Annotated in this window: 18 protein-coding genes; 10 read left to right on the top strand and 8 right to left on the bottom strand. The window is 73.2% G+C overall.

What is annotated here, in order from left to right; all coding sequences use genetic code 11:
• Positions 1 to 91: 91 nt before the first annotated feature.
• From E0F75_RS33525 to E0F75_RS33510, 4 genes are all read left to right on the top strand, one after another.
• On the top strand, positions 92 to 985 hold the full coding sequence (locus tag E0F75_RS33525) for a cyclopropane-fatty-acyl-phospholipid synthase family protein (protein ID WP_229314733.1): 894 nt from the start codon (positions 92 to 94) through the stop codon (positions 983 to 985).
• Between the two features lie 181 nt (positions 986 to 1,166).
• Positions 1,167 to 1,598: a Fur family transcriptional regulator gene (locus tag E0F75_RS33520; RefSeq protein WP_229314732.1), complete on the top strand. Its 432-nt coding sequence runs from the start codon at positions 1,167 to 1,169 to the stop codon at positions 1,596 to 1,598.
• A gap of 197 nt (positions 1,599 to 1,795) precedes the next feature.
• On the top strand, positions 1,796 to 2,821 hold the full coding sequence (locus E0F75_RS40480; RefSeq protein ID WP_229314731.1) for a helix-turn-helix domain-containing protein: 1,026 nt from the start codon (positions 1,796 to 1,798) through the stop codon (positions 2,819 to 2,821).
• A gap of 126 nt (positions 2,822 to 2,947) precedes the next feature.
• Positions 2,948 to 4,000 carry a helix-turn-helix transcriptional regulator gene (locus E0F75_RS33510; RefSeq protein ID WP_229314730.1) on the top strand — a complete coding sequence of 351 codons (1,053 nt, stop codon included), beginning with the start codon at positions 2,948 to 2,950 and terminating at the stop codon, positions 3,998 to 4,000.
• A 179-nt stretch (positions 4,001 to 4,179) separates the two neighbouring features.
• Here E0F75_RS33510 and E0F75_RS33505 read toward each other — a convergent pair whose 3' ends face one another.
• The 6 genes from E0F75_RS33505 to asnB form a co-directional block, all read right to left on the bottom strand.
• Entirely contained in the window at positions 4,180 to 4,383 is a 204-nt protein-coding gene (locus tag E0F75_RS33505; protein WP_229314729.1) for a hypothetical protein, read from the bottom strand.
• Positions 4,384 to 4,600: 217 nt separating this feature from the next.
• On the bottom strand, positions 4,601 to 5,914 hold the full coding sequence (gene mshA, locus E0F75_RS33500) for a D-inositol-3-phosphate glycosyltransferase (RefSeq protein ID WP_229314768.1): 1,314 nt from the start codon (positions 5,912 to 5,914) through the stop codon (positions 4,601 to 4,603).
• Between the two features lie 170 nt (positions 5,915 to 6,084).
• On the bottom strand, positions 6,085 to 7,650 hold the full coding sequence (locus tag E0F75_RS33495) for a class I tRNA ligase family protein (protein WP_229314728.1): 1,566 nt from the start codon (positions 7,648 to 7,650) through the stop codon (positions 6,085 to 6,087).
• Positions 7,651 to 7,756: 106 nt separating this feature from the next.
• Entirely contained in the window at positions 7,757 to 8,503 is a 747-nt protein-coding gene (locus E0F75_RS33490; protein ID WP_229314727.1) for an SDR family oxidoreductase, read from the bottom strand.
• Positions 8,504 to 8,605: 102 nt separating this feature from the next.
• The gene (locus tag E0F75_RS33485) at positions 8,606 to 9,520 is read right to left on the bottom strand and encodes a 2-methylaconitate cis-trans isomerase PrpF family protein (protein WP_229314726.1); all 915 of its coding nucleotides are present in this window, start codon (positions 9,518 to 9,520) and stop codon (positions 8,606 to 8,608) included.
• Positions 9,521 to 10,013: 493 nt separating this feature from the next.
• The gene (asnB, locus tag E0F75_RS33480; protein ID WP_229314725.1) at positions 10,014 to 11,831 is read right to left on the bottom strand and encodes an asparagine synthase (glutamine-hydrolyzing); all 1,818 of its coding nucleotides are present in this window, start codon (positions 11,829 to 11,831) and stop codon (positions 10,014 to 10,016) included.
• A 145-nt stretch (positions 11,832 to 11,976) separates the two neighbouring features.
• Between asnB and E0F75_RS33475 the strand changes: the two genes are divergently transcribed.
• The 4 genes from E0F75_RS33475 (at position 11,977) to E0F75_RS33460 (ending at position 14,544) form a co-directional block, all read left to right on the top strand.
• The gene (locus E0F75_RS33475; protein ID WP_229314724.1) at positions 11,977 to 12,720 is read left to right on the top strand and encodes a PIG-L deacetylase family protein; all 744 of its coding nucleotides are present in this window, start codon (positions 11,977 to 11,979) and stop codon (positions 12,718 to 12,720) included.
• Between the two features lie 121 nt (positions 12,721 to 12,841).
• Positions 12,842 to 13,837, top strand: a complete 996-nt coding sequence (locus E0F75_RS33470) for a hypothetical protein (protein WP_229314723.1) — start codon at positions 12,842 to 12,844, stop codon at positions 13,835 to 13,837.
• 127 nt (positions 13,838 to 13,964) lie between these two features.
• Positions 13,965 to 14,129: a hypothetical protein gene (locus E0F75_RS33465; protein WP_229314722.1), complete on the top strand. Its 165-nt coding sequence runs from the start codon at positions 13,965 to 13,967 to the stop codon at positions 14,127 to 14,129.
• A gap of 64 nt (positions 14,130 to 14,193) precedes the next feature.
• Positions 14,194 to 14,544, top strand: a complete 351-nt coding sequence (locus E0F75_RS33460; protein ID WP_229314721.1) for a hypothetical protein — start codon at positions 14,194 to 14,196, stop codon at positions 14,542 to 14,544.
• Here E0F75_RS33460 and E0F75_RS33455 read toward each other — a convergent pair.
• A complete protein-coding gene (locus E0F75_RS33455; protein ID WP_229314720.1) occupies positions 14,516 to 15,085 on the bottom strand; it encodes an NADPH-dependent FMN reductase in 570 nt (189 codons plus the stop codon). The two genes, E0F75_RS33460 and E0F75_RS33455, sit on opposite strands and share 29 nt — an antisense overlap.
• A 147-nt stretch (positions 15,086 to 15,232) precedes the next feature.
• Here E0F75_RS33455 and E0F75_RS33450 point away from each other — a divergent pair, with 147 nt between their 5' ends.
• Together E0F75_RS33450 and E0F75_RS33445 are read left to right on the top strand one after the other, a co-directional pair.
• Complete coding sequence (locus tag E0F75_RS33450; RefSeq protein WP_267499864.1) at positions 15,233 to 16,516, top strand: MFS transporter; 1,284 nt, start codon at positions 15,233 to 15,235, stop codon at positions 16,514 to 16,516.
• A gap of 30 nt (positions 16,517 to 16,546) precedes the next feature.
• Entirely contained in the window at positions 16,547 to 17,230 is a 684-nt protein-coding gene (locus E0F75_RS33445; protein ID WP_229314718.1) for a TetR/AcrR family transcriptional regulator, read from the top strand.
• On the opposite strand, the gene E0F75_RS33440 is transcribed toward E0F75_RS33445, so the two are convergent.
• On the bottom strand, positions 17,154 to 18,524 hold the full coding sequence (locus E0F75_RS33440) for an amino acid permease (protein WP_229314717.1): 1,371 nt from the start codon (positions 18,522 to 18,524) through the stop codon (positions 17,154 to 17,156). The genes E0F75_RS33445 and E0F75_RS33440 overlap by 77 nt on opposite strands.
• Between the last annotated feature and the right edge of the window lie 26 nt (positions 18,525 to 18,550).

Below are 18,550 nucleotides of genomic sequence, written 5' to 3'. Positions count from 1 at the left end.
CCCCAGGTCAGGATGGGTCCAGCGACGCGGGCCCCGGCGGCACGGGTACCTCGTCCGGACGGCATGGACCGAGCGAGCCCCTGGAGGAGCGATGCACACACCGAGCGGCACTTCCCTGCCCATCGGGCCCGCAGCGTTCGCTCCGGTCCTGCCGTCCCGATACGGCCGGGAGCCGGAGCCCGCCCCCGGGGCCGGCGTCCGGGTCACCTCGGACACCCTGCCCGGGCTCGAATCCGTCTCCCCCGCCGACGAGAACTCCGTCTGGCTGCACGACGCCCTGCTCGGCCCGCACAGCGCGGACATCGTCCGGTACCTCAGCCTCGCCCGCTCCACCGGCGGACCCGTTCTGGACCTCGGCTCCGGCGCCGGGCGGCTCGCCGTCCCGTTCGCCCGGCACGGCTTCGCCGTGGAAGCCGTGGACCGGGACGCCTCGGCCCTCGAGCGCCTCGACGGCTGGGCCCGCCGGATCGGTCCGCAGGTGGCCGGTCTCGTCGTCACCCACCGGACGGACCTCACCGAGCTGCGGCTCGCCGGCAGCTACCGGCTCGCGCTGCTCGCGGGCGCGATGGTCACCGCCGTACCCCCGGCACGGCGGCCCGAGCTGCTGCGGGAGGTGGCGTCCCATCTGCAGACGGGCGGGGCGCTCGCCCTCGACTACACGGCGCACCAGCTGCCGGGGCTGGTCGCGGAGCCGCAGCGGACCTGGGCGTTCCAGGTGCCCCGCTTCGACGGCATCGACGAGTGGGTGGTGGCCCGGCAGGTCTTCGACCTGCCGTCGATGAGCGAGCGGATCACGTACTACGCGGCGAGGACCGGGAAGCTGTCCACCGAGCGGGTCGTGCTGACCACCGACAAGTGGATCGTCGACCCCGAGCGGCTCGCGGCGGAACTGCACTCGGCGGGCCTGCACATCGAGGGCCGGCGGCGGCACCGCATCGACGAGCGGACCGAGTCCGTCCTGCTCGTGTGCCGGACGGACGACTGACCGGCACACGAGCAGGACGGCGGAAGCTGACCGGCGGACGGCGGAACGGCGAAGGCTGAACGGACGGACGGCTGAACGGACGAACGAAGAGCCCTGACGAGGTTGACGAGCAAGAGGTACGATGCCCACAAAAGTTTGAGCCGACCAGATGGCGGGCGGGCGGGCGGAGAAGATGGCAGTCGTGGAAGAGCTGACGGGCCGCGAGGCGGTGATCCAGCGCCTGCGCGACGTCGGGCTTCGGGTCACGGGCCCGCGCCTGGAGGTGCTCACGGTGCTCGCCGCCGGCGGCCATCTCGACGTCGAGGCGATCACCACGACCGCCCGCGAGCGGCTCGGCACGCTGACCAGCCAGGCCGTGTACGAGATGCTGCGGCACTTCCAGGAGACGGGCCTGGTCAGCAAGTTCGACCGGCCCGGCCTGCCCGCGGTCTTCGAGATCTCGGGTCCCGCGCACCAGCACGCGCTGTGCACCGTGTGCGGCCGCGTGGAGAACGTCGCGGCGGCCGCGCCGGAGGCGCCCGAGGGCGCCCTTCCGGAGTGGCGCGTGGACGACGCGGAGGTCGTCTTCAAGGGCCTGTGCCCCGACTGCCGGGCGAGCGCCCCCGCCGCCTGAGCCGCAGCCGGGTGCACGGGAGCGGCAGGCGGTCCGTACGCGGATCGCCGGTCGGGGCGGTGGCCGGCACCGGGCGGGTCGCCGGTCGCCGGACGCGCGCCGGTGGTCAACTCCGTGCGTGTCGTTCGATTTTGTGGCAGGGTCTAGCGGGGCGATTCAACAGGATCCGCGTGGATCCGAGGGGAGTCTGCTGCGCCGTGTCCAGAAACGCCGCCGTGTCCCGCGCGGGCAGCGAGCAGGCTCTCGCCGTCTACCAGGAGCTCCGCACCCGCCCCGGCACCACCTTCGACCAGGCGGCGGACGGCCTCCAGCTCTCCGCCGAGGAGCGGGAGCGATGTCGCGAGGAACTCGCCTCCTTAGGACTCACCACCTCGGACCGCTCCGGCGACCGGACCGTCGTCGACCCCGACGTCGCCCTGCTGCGGCTGCTCCGCCGGGAGCGTGACCGGCTCCAGGAGCGCCTCGCCGCGACCAGCCGCGCGCACACCGCCCTCGAATCCCTCGCCGGACCGTTCCTGCGCGCCGGGGCCACGCCCCGCTCCGAGGTCGAGGTGGAGATCGTCACCGACCCGCAGCGGGTGCTGCGCGAGCTGACCGAACTCACCGAGTCCGTCCGCACCGCCGTCCACGTCATGCACACCGGGTCCGTACGCCGTGAGGACATGGCCGCCGAGCTGGACCGGGACCGCTGCCGGGCCGCCCGCGGGGTACGGGTCCGCGCCATGTACAGCCGGCGGGTCGGCACCGTGCCCGAGATGACGCAGCACCTGGCCGACCGGGCCGCGCTCGGCGTCGAGCTGCGGCTCTCGCCCGTCGTCCCGATGAACATGGTCCTCGCCGACGAGAACTTCGCCCTGCTGCCGACGGACCCGCACGACCTGGACTCGCCCACGATCCTGGCCCGCGGCCCCGGCCTCGTCCGCTCCTACCTCGCCCTGTACGAGTACTGCTGGCAGGCGGCCTCCCGGTACGGCGAGGAGCCCGGCGGGAGCGGCGGTGACGGCGACGGACTGTCCGACCAGCAGCGGGCCGCGCTGCACATGCTGGCCTCGGGCATCAAGGACGAGCAGATCGCGCGGAGTCTCGGGGTGTCGCTCAGGACCGTCAGCCGGCTGCTCTCGGAGGTCATGCAGGAACTGGGCGCGGCGAGCCGCTTCGAGGCCGGGGTGAAGGCGGCGCGGCTCGGCCTGCTCGACGGCGAGGGGTCCGAACAGGGGGCCTAGTACGAGGAGTTCCGGTGCGAGACGGTAGGTGCAGGTACGGGTACGGGCATTGCAGGACGGACTCCCGCCGAGCCGTATGACAAGGTGAGGGCGGGGCGACTCGGAGGATGAGGGGGTCACTTCGCCATGGTCACTGCGGGCGACGGCATCGGGGACGGCACGACCGAGGTCCTGCTTGCCGTGTACCAGGAGCTGCGCCGTCGGGGCGTCTCGGACTTCGAGGAGGTCCGCAGGGAACTCGGGCTCGCGCCGGAGGAGTACGAGCGATGTCGCGGCGAACTCCTCACCCTGGGCCTGATCGTGCCGACGGGCCAGGCGCATGCCACCATCACGGCCGTGCAGGACGGCAGTTGGCGTTCCGAGACGGACACGGTGGCGGCGATCGACCCGGAGATCGCGCTGCTCCGGCTCCTGGAGCGGGAGCGTGAGCGGCTGCGGGAGCACCTGGCGGAGGCGGACGAGGCGTACAGCACGCTGGAGATCCTCGCGGGTTCCTATCTGCGGGCCGAGGCGCTGACGAAGGCGGAGGCGCACGTCGAGGCGCTGACCGACTACCGCAGGATCCAGCAGGCCATCGAGGACATCACCGATGTGATGCAGGAGAGTTCGGCGGCGCTGCACCCGGGGATGCCGGGGCGGCAGAACCCGGACCGGATGCTCGACCGGGACCGGCGGCAGATCGCCAACGGGGTGCGGGTGCGGGCCATCTACGGCCGCCAGGAGGCCACGGACCCGCACATGGAGAAGTTCCTGGGGCAGCGGGCGGAGCTGGGTGTGGAGATCCGCCTGGCCCCCGTCGTCCCGATGAACCTGATCATCGCCGACCAGCAGTTCGCCCTGGTGCCGATCCGGCCCGAGGAGCCGGGCGAGGGCGCGATCCTGGCGCGGGGCAGCGCGCTCGTGCGGCCGTATCTGAGCCTGTACGAGCACTGCTGGCACACGGCGACGCCGTACGGCAACGAGGCGACGGCGGAGGCGGGCGGCGACGGCCTTTCGGAGCAGCAGCGGGCGGCGCTGCACATGCTCGCCTCGGGGATGAAGGACGAGCGGATCGCGCGCACGCTCGGGGTGTCGCTGCGGACGGTCAGCCGGATGATCTCGGAGCTGATGCAGGAGCTGGGCGCGACGAGCCGCTTCGAGGCGGGGGCGCGGGCGGTGCGGCTCGGCTGGCTGGACTGACCGCCGGAATGGGGGAATTGGCGGACGTACGGCTACGGCTACGAGCACGGGCGCGGAATTACGCGCAGGGGCACGTCGTGAACCAGGCGGCGGAAATACCGGGGCCCCGCAATCGTGGCAGCGATTGCGGGGCCCGGCGGCGCAAGAATATGTACGGGTGAATTCCCCAAGGGGTGACGTCAGTTGGTCGGGGTCGGCTTCGGCGGAACGACCGGCCAGCCGTTGTCCTCGGCGACGCCGGCGACGGTCTGCGGGGTGACCGGGTGGTCGATGTCGGAGCCGACGGCGAAGGTGGCGCCGCCCGCGACGGCGGTACAGGCGGCCACCGCGACCAGGAGCTGACGGACGGCCTTGCGGATTCCGGCGTTCTGCGCAACGGACATGATTCCTCCAGGACTTGGAATGTGAATTCCGCCTTCCGGGGGCCCGTGCCGCCGGGCGTTCCCTGAAGACATCTCCATTCTGTCCCGGCCCTCGAATCGAATCCATAGCTCGTCTCTGCGTGGACTCGCCATGGCGTGGATGCGTCAATCCGCCATCCACACAACGGAATTGGCGCATCCGGAGCTCTCCATATCTTTGGTCGAACCAAAAGAGATGCTAGACTTGTGCTACGGCCTTCTCGTTCCTCCAGGAGAGAGGGGCCGTCGGGGCAGGGGCGTGCCGCCGCCCCTGCCCCACCACCCGCTCCCCGCCCGGGAACACCGGCCGGCGCGTCTCCGCCAGCGCCTCCCGGTACACCTCGACGGTGCGCGCGGCCGACGCCCGCCAGCTCATCCCGTGCGCATGCCGCACCGCCGCCTCCCCCATCGTCGCCACCACCTCCGGGTGCACCGCGAGCCAACCCAGCCGGCGCGCGTACTCCGCCGGGTCGTGACCCTGCACCAGCAACCCCGTCACCCCGTCCCACACCGCCGTCGGCAGCCCGCCCACCGCGGCCGCGAGCACCGGAGTCCCACAGGCCTGCGCCTCCAGGGCCACCAGACCGAAGGACTCGCTGCGCGAGGGCACCACCAGGACGTCCGCCGCCCGGTACCAGTCCGCGAGCCGCGCCTGCGGTACGGGCGGGCAGGACCGCAGCACATCCGTCACCCCCAGATCCGCGGCGAGCTGCCACGCCGACCCCTCGCGGGTCGCGCCCGAATGCCCGCCGACCACCGGCACCAGGAGCCGGCGGCGCAGGTCCGGGGACTCCCGCAGCAGCTCGGCGACCGCCCGTACGAGCACGTCCGGACCCTTCAACGGCTGTATGCGGCCCGCGTACAGCGGCACGAACGCCTCGGCCGGCAGCCCGAGCCTGGCCCGCGCCGCCGCCCGCCCGTCCCCCGGGTGGAAGGTCCGCAGATCGACCCCCGGACGCACCACCTCGGTCCGCTCCCCCGCCGCCCCGTACAGCGACCGCAGCGCCTCCGCCTCGTCCGCCGTGTTCGCGATCAGCCGGTCGGCGGCGCCCGCCACCTGGTGCTCGCCCCTGACCCGCAGCTCCGGCTCGGGGGCGTCACCATCCGCCAGCGAGGCGTTCTTCACCCGGGCCAGGGTGTGCGCGGTGTGCACCAGCGGGATCCGCCAGCCCACCGAGGCGATCCGGCCCGCCTGCCCGGAGAGCCAGTAGTGCGAGTGGACCAGGTCGTACCGCCGCTCCTCCTTGAGCAGGGCCAGCGAGAACGGCACCACCAGATCGGGCATGGCCTCCTTGGGCAGCGCCCGGCGCGGCCCCGCGTGCAGATGCCGGACCCGCACCCCGGGGGCGAGCTCGACGAGCGGGGGCAGGCCCTCGCCCCGGCAGCGGGTGAACAGATCGACCTCCACGCCCTGTTCGGCCAGGGCGCGGGAGAGCTCGACCATGTAGACGTTCATGCCGCCGGCGTCCCCCGTCCCGGGCTGGTGGAGCGGGGAGGTGTGGACGCTGAGCATGGCGACGCGCAGGGACACGAGGGGCTCCTGAGGGGAGGGAAGCCACGTGCCCCTGCGCGTCGCTCGCGCGCACGGTCACGCGGCAGGGTGGGGGATCGGACACGGAGGTGCCGGGTTGCTGAGTTGCCGAGGTACTGGACTACTTAGTTGCTTAGTAGTAAGAGGCGGGGTCAGAAGCCGAAGACCGGACCCGACGGCGGTGCCAGCCGGGTCCCCGGGAGGGGCGCCGTCAGGGCGTGCCAGTCGACCGGGCGGCCCGGCGCCGCCTGGAGCGCCGCCGCCAGCCGGTCCGCACCCTCCGGCATCACCGGCCGCGACCACGCCGACAGGGCCGAGGCCACCGCCAACTGGGCGGCGAGCGCCGGGAGATGACGGCAGGAGGTGCTTGGCCGGCAGCGTTCGTGGGCGTTGACGTGACCGAAGTCGGCGGCCGAGCGGACCATCTCGTCCAGGACGGCGACCGCCCGGCGCGGGTCGAAGGCATCGGGGCCGTACGCCTCACGCAGATCGTCGACGCCCCGGTGCAGCCGCCGCTCCAGGATCTCCCAGCCGGTGCCGCCGGGCAGCGCCTGCGGGGCGAGGCCGCCGCACTCCTCCCGTACGGCGGCGAAGAGCCGGGACAGCCAGCTGTTCCAGTTCTCGTCCAGCTCGCGGCGGGCGGTGGCGAGGCGCTCCCGGTGGAAGACGGTGCGGCGGCCCAGCGGGCGGGCCTGGAGGACATGACGGCGCAGGGTGTCGGAGCCGTACTCGGTGAGCAGGTCGAGCGCCCAGACGTTGCCCTCCTGGACGCCCTCCTCGATGACGTACGACTCGTTGACGTTGAAGTCCTGCGGCAGCTTGATGTCCTGCGCGAGGAGCAGCACCGGCAGCAGCACGGCGTGGCAGAAGGCGTGCCCGAAACCGCAGAAGTGGATCGCGCGGCGGGGCAGCGGGCCCTTCACGTCGTAGCCGAAGAGGTGCATCGCGGCCGCCTCGAAGCAGCCGTCGATCCGGTGGTCGGGGAAGCCCTCGACGGGCACCTGGAGGCCCCACTCGGCGGGGTGGCCGACCGCGATGTCCGGCAGCCCGTCCTCGACGAGCGACTCGCAGAGCGCGGCCAGCCGCGGCGGCAGCCCGGCCGTCGCCCAGTAGTCGGCGAGCGTCTCCCGGAACGGCTCCAGGGGTACGTAGAGCCGGCGGCAGCGGCGGGCCACCGCCGGGGTGTCGCAGAGCGCGCAGCGGGCGCCGATGAGGTCGCCGCCGTCGTTCGGCCGCGCGCACTCGTGGCACATGCCGCCGTCGCTGACCGCGCCGCAGTGCGGGCAGGTGCCGGTGGCGTGCGCCCCGTACAGCCAGCGGTCGCACGGCTCGCAGTACGGCAGGAGGCGGGTGCGCGGGGCGATGACGCCCTGCGCGAAGAGCCGCCCGAAGAGGTCCTGCACCCAGCGTCCGTATCCCTTGTCGCGGCGCGGACGCACGATGTGGTCGAACTCCACGCCCGACCGCAGCCAGTCCGCGGTGATCGCGGCCCGGTAGCCCTCCGCGACCTCCTCGGGCTTGCGGTTGTGGCGCAGCGCCCGGACCTCGACGGAGCTGGCGTGGTCGGCGGTCCCGGTGGTGAACCGGACGGCCTCGCCCTCGGCCCGCAGATAGCGGGTGAGGACGTCGGCGGCGACGTACGGCCCGGCGAGGTGGCCGATGTGGAGTTCGCCGTGGGTGGCGGGAGGGGTCGCGGTGATCCAGACAGGGGTGCTCATGGGACCTCCTTGACGCTGTGGTGCGGTGGGCTTCAGCGGTCGCGTGCGGCGGAGCGCTGTCGGCGCAGGGCGGGTCAGCGGGCTCGGGCTCGAAGGGGTGGCGGGGTCAGCGGGGCTCGAAGTGGAAGGAGCGGATGAAGCAGTCGCGGGGCTGCTCGACCGCGTAGACGATGCATTCGAAGAGCGCCTGTGTCGTCAGTTTCTCGTCGGGTGCGATTCCGTCCGGATTCGAGCCGTCCCATTCCGCGAAGCGCGGGTCGGAGGTCGAGAAGTCCGGCGGGAAGAGGGAGAACACCCGGACGCCGGAGGGGCGGAGGCGGCGCGAGAGGATGTCGGCGAATCCGGCCTGGGCGCTCTTCGCCGCCCAGAAGGCCTCGTGGGCGGCGCCGGCGGCCGCGGCGGAGGCGCCCTCGGCGTCGCGGACGGCGACCATGTTGACGATGTCGGGCCGCAGCGAGCCGCGCAGCAGGGGCAGGAAGTGCTTCACCATGAGGACCGTGCCGCCGGCCGTCGACTCGATCGTCTCGACGATCTCGGCGTCGCTGGCCGCCTCCAGGTCCATGCCGTCGAGCCAGCGGGCGCCGTTGTTGACCAACAGGTCGACCCGGTCGGTGCGTTCGCCGACCCGGGCGGCGAACTCCCGGATCTCGGCGGGCCTGCTGAGGTCGCAGCCGAAGGCGTGGATACGGTCACGGGCCGAGCCCATGACTTCGGTGCGGGTGCGTTCGGCGGCCTCGACGGTCCGCGCCGAGACATAGACCTCGGCGCCGAGATGCGCGAATCCGACGGCGAGCGCGCGACCGAAATAGCGGGACGCTCCGGTCACGACGACACGCAGATTCTCGAATTTCATGTGCGCCTGCTCTCCCCACGGAACGGATACCGATACCGATTGCCGGTCCATTTCAGCGTGGCAGAGGAAGCGGACTCCGGGCCTGGTGAGAGGGGTGCGCGTTCACGCCGTTGCGTGGATACGCCACGGCAGCACGAGCCTTTCGAGCAGCTCGGCGCGCTTGTGGTGGACGCGGACGCGGTCGGGCCCGGTGGAGACGGTGACGGTACCGCCCGGGGTACGGACCTCGCCGTCCACGGGCGGAACGACGGTCCCGTCGAGCGCACCGGCGGCGGCCAGGGCGGCGGCGCCGGTGAGCGCGAGCCGGGGGTGCCAGCCGCCGACGGTGAGCGCCCGGACGGCGATCCCGCCGGGTCCTGCGGTGAACGCGGCGATCTTGGGGAGGGCGGAGTGGGGCGGATGACCGAGGAGCCGGGCGGCGTGGGCGCGGAGCCCTTCGAGCCGCTCCCGGAGCTTCTCCTCGGGAAGGTGCCGGACATCGACGAAGACGTACGGATTGCCGTACCGGACGAGCGACACGGGGATGCCGTCGAGGACGTCGACGGGGTGGCCGGTGGGGAAGGTGCCGGGGGCGGTGGGGGCGCGGAGGAAGCTGAGGGTGTACGCGCCCTCGTCCGGCTCGCGCTCGTGCTCGCACAGGACGGTGTCGCCGGTGGTCACGGCGCGGACGGTGACGGGCCCGGGGCGTCCGTCGGCGACGACACAGGCGAGGAGGGAGTGCCCGCAGCCGGCACGGAAGTCGAAACCGCCGTCGGGGAGGGCCTGGACGAATCGGTAGTCGAGCCGGTCGCCGCCTGCGGACCCGTACAGCGCGATCTTGCCGATCCCGGCGTAGGGTGTGCCGGCGAGCGCCTGACGCAACCCGGCCAACTCCCCACCGAGCGCGAGCGCCCCGAGGGGGAGGTGGTCGAGGCGGAGGACGAGGGTGGGGCCGGGGGCGTCGTGAGCGCGGACGAGGAAGGCGGTCGTGGCCTTTGCGGTGCGGGCCCCGCGCGCCGCGCCTGTCGCGGACCCCACGCCGCCGGCACCACCGCCCGTCCCTGTTGCGGGCCGCACGCCGCAGGCGCCACCCCCCGCCCCCGTTGTGGGCCGCACGCCGCCGGCGCCACCGCCCGTCCCCGTTGTGGGCCGCACGCCGCCGGCGCCACCCCCCGCCCCCGTTGTGGGCCGCACGACGCCGGCGCCACCCCCCGCCCCCGTTGTGGGCCGCACGCCGCCGGCGCCACCCCCCGCCCCCGTTGTGGGCCGCACGACGCCGGCGCCACCGCCCGCCCCCGTTGTGGGCAATCGTTCCGCTGGGGCGGAACGGGTGGGCACAACGGACGGCGCCCTTGCGGGTGCCTCCGCTCCTTGTGCCTGAACCCGCACCGGAAGCGGGGCGCCGCCGGTCGGCGCGGCGGGCGCGGGCGCGGGTGCGGGTGCGCCAAGAGCCGGGCCTGCGGGCGCGGGCGCGGGGGTGGCGAGAGGCGGGGATGACGGGGCGGGTTCGGGACGGGGAGGTCCCGGAGGGTCAGGCCGCACAGCCGGTGGGGATGCGCATGCCCTGGACCACCTCCGACCACAGTTCGTGGACCGCCAGGGCCCAGAGCGCCTGGGCGTCGTGGTGCGAGGGGCGTTCCTGGTGGCGGGTCAGGAGTTTCTGCACGCGGTCCGCGCGGACCTTGCCGCCCAGGACCAGGCGGGCCGGTGACAGCAGTTCCCGGACCGTCTCCAGGAGCGGGCTGCCCGGTGCGAGCATCGCCGAGAGCGGCAGGGTGAAGGGTTGTTTGGGGCGGCGCAGGACCGCCGAGGGGAGCAGCTCCGCCCCCGCCTCGTACAGCGCCCGCTTCCCCGTCCGCGCCGCCGTCGGCAGGCCGCGCGCGTGCGTCACCACCGCCGGCTGGCAGAACGGCATCCGCGCCTCGACCGCCCACGCCATCGACAGGTGGTCCACGCGCCGCAGGTGGTACGCGGGCAGCCGCCAGCGCGTCTCGAAGGCCGTCATCGCGGTGAGCCGGTCCTCGCCGACCGCCTCGGCCGAGCGCAGCTCCTGCTCGATGCGATCGGCCGCGGACCCCTGATCGGCGATGTGCGCACGGTAGTTGGCGGTGTACAGGTGCTCGCGGAGCAGCCGCGGCGCCGCCGAGAGCGCGTCCGCGTACGTCCCCGCCCAGTCCGTGCCCGCCGGCGCCGCGAGCGCCGCCCGCATCCGGTCGTACCCGCCGAAGAGTTCGTCGGCGCCGTCGCCGGTGAGCGCGACGGTGAAGCCGCTCTCGCGGACGGCGCGGAACAGCGCGTACGTGGAGAGGGTGATGGGGTCGGCGTTGGGCTGGCCGAGGTGGCGGACGGTCCGGGTGAGGAGGGAGCCGATCTCGTCGGGATCGACGGCGACCTCGTGGTGCACGGTCCGGGTCCGGCGCGCGACGGAACGGGCGTACGCCGCCTCGGAGTCGGGCCAGCGCCCCCGGTAGGTGAGGTGGAAGGTGTGCAGCGGCGGCGCGTCGGTCTCGCGGGCGTGTTCGGCGGCGAGCGCGGTGACGAGCCCGGAGTCGAGCCCGCCGCTGGTGATGGCGCAGACGGGCACCTCGGCCTCGGCGAGCCGCCGCACCTCGTGCCGCAGGACGTCCTGGGTGTCGCCGGCGGGTGTGATCCGGTGCGGCCCCCGGCGGCGGACGACGGGCGCGGCACCGGGCCGTACGAAGGCGGTGGCCCCGGGCGGCAGGACGCTGACGCCGTCGAGCGCGGTGTGCGTGGAGAAGGACGTACGGGTGGCGAGGACCGTGTCGAGGGAGTCCTCGCGCGGGGAGATGCGCACCCCTTCGAAGGCGAGGAGTGCGGGGATCTCGGAGGCGAACCGGGTGGAGCCGTCGTACGGGTCGTGGTGGAGATGGATCGGCTTCATGCCCATGTCGTCGACGGCGAGGACGAGTCGGGTGCTTCCGGGGCGCAGGTCGAGGATCGCGACGGCGAACATGCCGTCGAGGTGTTCGGCGAACGCGGGCCCGTACTCGGCGTAGAGCGCGGGCAGCAGCGTCCCGTCGCAGTGGTCGGGGAACCGGTGGCCGCGGGCGGCGAGGGTGCGGCGCAGTTCGGCGTGGTTGTAGATCTCGCCGTTGAGGACGGCGAGGACGCCGGGGAGGTGCGGCAGCCGGTAGGGCTGCTGCCCGCCGCAGGGGTCGGTGACGGCGAGCCGGTCGCAGCCGAGGGACCAGCCGGGTCCGGTGAGCACGGCGTGCTCGTCGGGTCCGCCGTGGCGCTGGCGGGCCGACACGGCGGCGAGTTGCGCCGGGTCGGGGCGGTCGGCGTGGGCCGCCGCTCCGGCGGCGAAGGAGCCGAGAATCCTGCACACAGCGGTCACCCTCCAAGCACATCACTCACCCGTACAACCCAATGATTTGAATCTACCAAGTTTTTGAATGGCGCGTAAGTGCCATGTCCTGTTCACGCCACGGCTTGGCCTTGCGACGCCCCCGCCGCCCCAACAGGCTGGCCACATGAGGGACATGGAGGACTACGACCACACCGCTCGCGCCGCGCCCGAATCGCTGCTCGTCGTGGCCGCGCACCCCGACGACATCGAGTTCTGCGTCAGCGGCACCGTCATGCAGTGGATCGAGCGCGGCACCCGCGTCACGTACTGCATCGTCACGGACGGCGGCGCCGGCGGATACGACGACATGCTCCCCCGCCAGGCGATGGCGGATCTGCGCCGCGCCGAACAGGTCCACTCCGCCAAGCTCAGCGGCGTCGCGGACGTCCGCTTCCTCGGCTACCCCGACAGCTTCGTGGAGGCCTCCGTGGAACTCCGCCGCGACCTGTGCCGGGTGATAAGGGAGGTGCGGCCGCAGCGCGCGATCATCCCCTCCCCCGAGATCAACTGGGCGCGGGTCGCCGACCTCCACCCCGACCACCGGGCCGTCGGCGACGCCTGTCTGCGCGCGGTCTACCCCGAGGCGCGCAACCCCTTCGCCCACCCCTCGCTGCTGAAGGAGGAGGGCCTGGAGCCGTGGATCGTCCATGAACTGTGGCTGATGACCGGCCCCACCCCGAACCAGTACGTGGACGTCACCCCGGTCTTCGACCGCAAGGTCGAGGCACTGCGCATCCACACCTCCCAGACGGCCCACTTCGACGACCTCGCAGGCCTCCTGCGCACCTGGCTCGGCGAACACGCGACGGCGGGCGGGCTGCCGGCGGGGCGGATGGCGGAGGCGTTCCAGATCGTGCACATCGACTGAGCGCGGGGCGGTGCGGGACGGCGCCGGTCGGCCTTGTGGCCACTCGGGGCGCGTGAGACCGTGACGCTCGAAGTGGGGGCGCGCGCGACCAACACGCATGCGACGAGGTGGAGTTGAGGACATGGCGGCAGAGGTCGGCAGCGTCGCGTGGGCCGCGATCCAGAAGTACGACCTTTCCTGGCCGGAGGTCGACGAGGACGGATACGCGCTGCTCGCGGCCGGCCTGCAGGCATTCGCCGAGCTCGTCGACGACGACACCTGGGCCGCCAACCAGCACATGCAGCGCCTGCTCTCCTCCGGGGAAGGCGAGGCGATGAACGCGCTGAAGGAGCACTGGGATCGGATCAAGGGGCAGGACATGACCCCCATCGCCGGAGCGGCCCGAGTGCTGGCATCGGCAGTGAGCCCGCTGCCGACCGTGATCGCCGAACTCAAGTCGTCCATCGTGTCGGTGGCCGCCCGGATGGCCGCACAAGAGACCTTCGCGTTGGCCCAGGCAGCCGGCAGCCCGGCCGCCCCGGCGGCGGTCGCGCAGGCGAACGCGAAGACGGCGCAGGCGACCGACTCCACGTACCGATCGGTCGTCGAGAACCTCTGGACGTCACTCCAATCCGTACTCAAGGACCCGTCCGTGATCGCCCTGGAGAATGTCCCGGCCGATCTCGCGGGCACGTCCGGGGGTGGTGGCGGGTCCCGCTGGAAGGACGCCTTCGACCAAGCGGGGAGCGGGGCCGAGAAGGGGGTCGGCAGCGGCATCGGTGCCGGCGCCACGGGCGGCGCGGCCCCCGGCCGAGCGATCGGTGGCTTCCTACGCGTGAATCACGAGGAACACCGGCTCGCGGCCGGCAAGATCGCCGAGGTCGGCCTCAAGGTCCGGGGAGAAACCACCGCCAAGCTGAACGCGGCGGTCGGCGACCACGGCACCGTCAAGAGCAGCGGCTCCCTCGCCACCGACCTGGCCCAGGTCGTCGACCTGGTCCTCGACCGGCTCAGCACGGCCACCGCCGCCATCGGCCACCACCTGAGCGGTGCGCTGCCCGACGCGATCCTGCTGGTGTCGAGCAGCCAGCAGGACACGGACGACGGCAACAGGCAGCGCATGGCGCAGCTGGACTGAGGGCGGCGGTCGGGCGTCCCGCGGTCCGGCGCGGGGCCGGGTCTCCCCTCCCCCGTGCGGGAGACCCGGCCCCGACGGCAGCCGAGGGAAGCGGTTCCTCCGGGTGACCGGCGGGTATGTGGCGCGCATGTCAAAGGGCTGGCGTTGGTTCCTCCTTGCCGTGTTCGTCGTCTGGACGGTCTTCGCGCTCCAGTGGACGGACGTCGGCTGCGACTACCCGGAGGCGTACCTCGCGGTGGTGCGCTTCGGGGCCCCGGAGGGCCTGGAGTTCCTGCCGGCCTGCGCGGGTTAGGGCCGCTCTTACGCGCCCACGCATCTCCCGCGCACACTCCCCGGAACGACCCTACGATCGAGGTATGACCTCTCGCCACGGTTCGTCGCTGTCGCTCTGGTCGCGGGACTCGTTCCTGTCCGTCGCCTCGGTCGGATCGACGCTCTCGATCGGCTCGGTCGGGTCGTTCCTGTCCGTCGGCTCCGTCGGTTCCGCGATGTCGGCCGGCTCCGTGGGCTCCTGGGCGAGCGTCGGTTCCCTGCTCTCCGCCCAGTCGTGCTGGTCGGTGCTCTCCTGGCGCTCGCGCCGGGGCGTGCTCGCGGCGGGCGCGGCCCTCGCGGTCACGGTCGCGGTCGCGGGAGCCGTGGCGGTGTCGGCCTCGACGTCGGCGCCGGTTCCGGGCCCGCTCAGGCCGTCGCGTCGATCTTGTCCTTGAGTGCGGTCAGCAGTCCCTGCACGAGTCCGATCGTCGCCTCGTCGACGAGGTTGCCGTCGGCGTCGAAGCGGTCGTTCGACTGGAAGACGTGCACCTCGGGCTTCGCGACGACATCGGCGTCGACGCAGACGAAGATCTGCCGGAGCGCCAGCTGCGCGCGGACCGTGCCGAACGCGCCCGGTCCGGCACCGAGGATCGCGGCGGGCTTGCGGCGCAGGGGCACGCCCTCGGTACGGGTCCAGTCGGTGCTGAGCCAGTCGATCGCGTTCTTGAGGACGCCGGGGATGGAGTAGTTGAACTCCGGGGTGGCGATGAGCACGCCGTCCGCCTCCGTCACCCGGCGGCGGAGCTCCTCGACGGCGGCGGGGCGGCGGTCGGGGGTGTCGATGTCGAAGTCGTACGGCGGGATGTCACGCAGGCCCTCGTAGATCTCGATCTCCAGACCGCCGGGGTTGAACTTCTGGGCGGCGCGCAGCAGTTGGGTGTTGTGCGAGTCGGCGCGGAGCGAGCCGGAGATGGCGAAGATCTTGGACTCGGTCATGGAATGCCCCCTGTGTGTCAGTGAATGGATCCGGCCGGCCGGCTGCTGCCGCGGCCCGACGACCAGAAAGCTAAACCGATCGGTTCAGTCTGTCAACGGAACGGTTCAGTCTTGACACTGAACTGGATGGTGTAGTTCATTCCCTCCATGGCCACCACCAGTACCGACCAGGACTCCGGGCGCGGCCAGACGGCCGCGAGCCCGGCCAGGACCCGGACGCGGACCCCGACTCGGCCCCGGACTCGGACGCGGACCCGTTCTCGGACCCCGACTCGGCCCCGGACTCGGACGCGGACCCGTTCTCGGACCCCGACTCGGCCCCGGACGCGGACCCGGACCGGCCTCCTGCTGGCCGCTCTCGCCGCGCCCGCTGCGATGGGGGTGTCGGGGCCGAGCCTCGCCCTCCCGGAGGCCGCCCGTGAGCTGGCCGTCTCCCCCGCGTCGGCCGCCTGGCTGATGACGGCCTTCGGGCTCGGCATGGCGGCCGGCACCCCGCTGCTCTCCGCCGTCGCCGGGCCGCGGCGCGGCCCCGCCGGGGTCATCGGGGCGGGCGCCGCCCTCGTGGCCCTCGGCGCGGCCCTCGTCCTCCTCGCCCCGGGCCTGCCCCTGGCCGTCGCCGGGCGCGTGCTCGAGGCGGCGGGCGCGGCCGGACTCAACGTCGCGGCCTTCCAGATCGCCGGCCGCGACCGCTCGGGCCGCACCGCCGGCGTGGTCGCGATCGGCAGCGCGGCCGGCGGCACGGTGGGCCTGTTCGCCGGGGCGGCCCTGGCGGGGGTGGTCGGCTGGCGCGGGGCCCTGGTGCTTCCGCTCCTGAGCCTGCTCGTCGTGCTGCCTGCGCGGAGGTCGGCGGGTGGCGGGACGGGCGAAGACCGAGCCCGAGCCCGTGCCGGTACCGGTACCGGTACCGGTACAGAGGGACGCCGGTCCGCCCTCCCCCTCGACATCCTCCGCGCCCCGGCCTTCCGTAGCGCCGCCGGACTCATGCTCGCCGTCGCCACCGTCAACTTCGGTCTCCTGTACGCGGCTCCGCGTCGCGTCGCCGCGCTCACCGGCTGGAGTTCCGTGGAGACCGGGGCCGTCGCCTCGTCGGCCGCGCTCGCCGGGGCCCTGCTGTCCTGGCCGCTGGTCCGCGCGGCCCCGGCGCTCGGGCCCCGCCGCGTCCGCGCCGTCCTCGCCCTCGGGTCGCTCGCCGCGGCCGTCCTCGCGGTGGCCGCGCCCTGGCCGGCGGTCGTCCTGTGCGCCTCGGGGACGAGCGCGCTGGTCACGGCCGGAGCTCAGGGGCTGCTCACGGGTGCCGCGACCGACGGGCTGCCGGCTGCCCGGCACGGCCTCGCCATCGGCCTGTTCAACCTGGCCTTCCTGATCGGCGTCGCGGCCGGACCGGCCCTGGCGGCGCGCTTTACAGACCAAACCGTTCAGTTCATATACTGACGGTCCCGCCACCACAGCTAAGGAACACCCATGGGAGCCGGAGCCGAGATCCAGGACGACGCGACCGACGAGTACGGCATCCCGATCATCCCGGACCCCGCCGACGCCGCCTCGCGCAAGCGTCAGGCGATCATCGACGCCGCCCTCGCCGAGTTCCTCGCCGAGGGTTACTCCGCGGCCTCGATGGACGCGATCACCCGCGGCTCGGGCGTCTCCAAGGCGACGATCTACAAGCACTTCGGCAGCAAGGAGCGGCTGTTCCTCGCCGTCATCGGCGGCGTGCTCCCGAAGACGTACGCGGATCTGGAGCCCTCCAACTCCACCCTCGCCGACGCCCCCGACCTGCGCGCCGCCCTCGTCCGGCTCACCACCGACTGGGCCCGCATCCTGCTGCGCCCCGACATCATGTCGCTGCGCCGGCTGGTGATCGGCGAGATAGACCGCTTCCCGCAGCTCGGGCAGCTCTGGTACCGGGTCAGCTATGACATGAACAACGGCCCGCTCGTCGAGGCCTTCACCGAGCTCAACGCCCGCGGCACCCTCGACGCGCCCGATCCGGCGCTCGCCGTGCAGCAGTTGGTCGCGGCCACGGTGGGGGTGCCGCAGCTCGTCCGTACCTTCTCGCCCGACGCCGAGATCAGCGACGCGGAGCTGACGCGGGTGATCGGCTCGGGAGTGGATCTGTTCCTGGCCCGGTACGCCGGCCGTCCCTGACGCGCCTCCTCGACCACGCCCACACCAGCAGCGCCGCCGCCCAGCCCCCCGTCGTGAGGAGCTGGGTGCGGCTCGTCGGGTCGCCCAGCATGAAGAGCAGCACCCCGCCGATCCCCGCGAGCGCGAGCACGGCGCGTCCGGAGGGGCCGTGCAGGCGCAGGTGGGAGGCGGCGATCAGGGCCCAGACCAGCAGGATCGCGGCGCCGATGGAGTTGAGCAGGAACGGGAAGACCGTACGCGGCCAGAGCAGGCTGAGGACGACCGAGGCGAAGCCGAACGCGGCGGAGGCGAGGACGGCCGCGTACGGGACACCGGCGCCGGTGCTCACCCGGCCGAGGGCGCGGGGTGCGTCACCACGTCCGACCAGGGCGAACAGCATGCGTGAGGAGCCGTAGATGTTGGCGTTCATCGCCGACAGGAGCGCGACGAGGACGACCGCCTTCATCAGGTCGGCGGCGCCGGGGACACCGGTGCTCGCGACCACGGCGGCGTACGGGCCCTCGACCACGCCCGGGGCGTTCCACGGGACGAGGGTGACGATGACGGCCATCGAGCCGAGGTAGCAGACCGCGACCCGCCACATGACGGCCCGAACGCCGTTGCGGACGGCCCGGACCGGGTCGTCGCACTCGGCCGCGGCGATGGTGACCGTCTCCAGGCCGCCGAACGCGAAGACGGCCGCCACCATGCCGACGGCGACGCCGTGCCAGCCGTGCGGCAGGAACCCGCCGTCGCCCGTGAGATGGGCGGTGCCGGGGGACGGATGACCGGGCAGCAGGCCGGCGAGGACGACGGCTCCGAGCACGAGGAAGCCGACGATCGCGGCGATCTTGAGGCCGGCGAACCAGAACTCCAGCTCGCCGAAGTTCCGTACGCCCGCCAGGTTGCTCGCGGTGAAGACGCTTATGAAGACGGCCACCCACACCCAGCCGGGCACGGCCGGCACCCAGCCGCCGACGATGTGCGCGGCCCCGACGGCCTCGGCGGCGACGCTCACGACGAGGAGCGCCCAGTACATCCACCCGGTGAGCAGCCCGGCCCACGGCCCGAAGGCCCGGCGGGCGTGCTCGGCGAACGAGCCGGTGACCGGGTGGGCCGCCGACATCTCGCCGAGCATCCGCATCACCAGGACGGTCAGGGCGCCGGCGCACACGTACGAGACGAGGATGCCGGGCCCGGCGGCGGCGATCCCGAACCCCGAACCGACGAAGAGCCCGGCGCCGATCGCACCGCCCAGCGCGATCATGGCTAGATGCCGCTGCCGCAGACCGGCGCCGAGTACCCGCCCTGTCATGTTTCCCCCCGAATTACGGACGGTCG

Origin of the sequence: Streptomyces sp. CB02980 (assembly GCF_014451325.2) — a bacterium.
Taxonomy (GTDB): domain Bacteria; phylum Actinomycetota; class Actinomycetes; order Streptomycetales; family Streptomycetaceae; genus Streptomyces.
The sequence above is the reverse complement of the archived record's forward strand: the minus strand, read 5'-3'. Positions and strand labels throughout refer to the sequence as shown.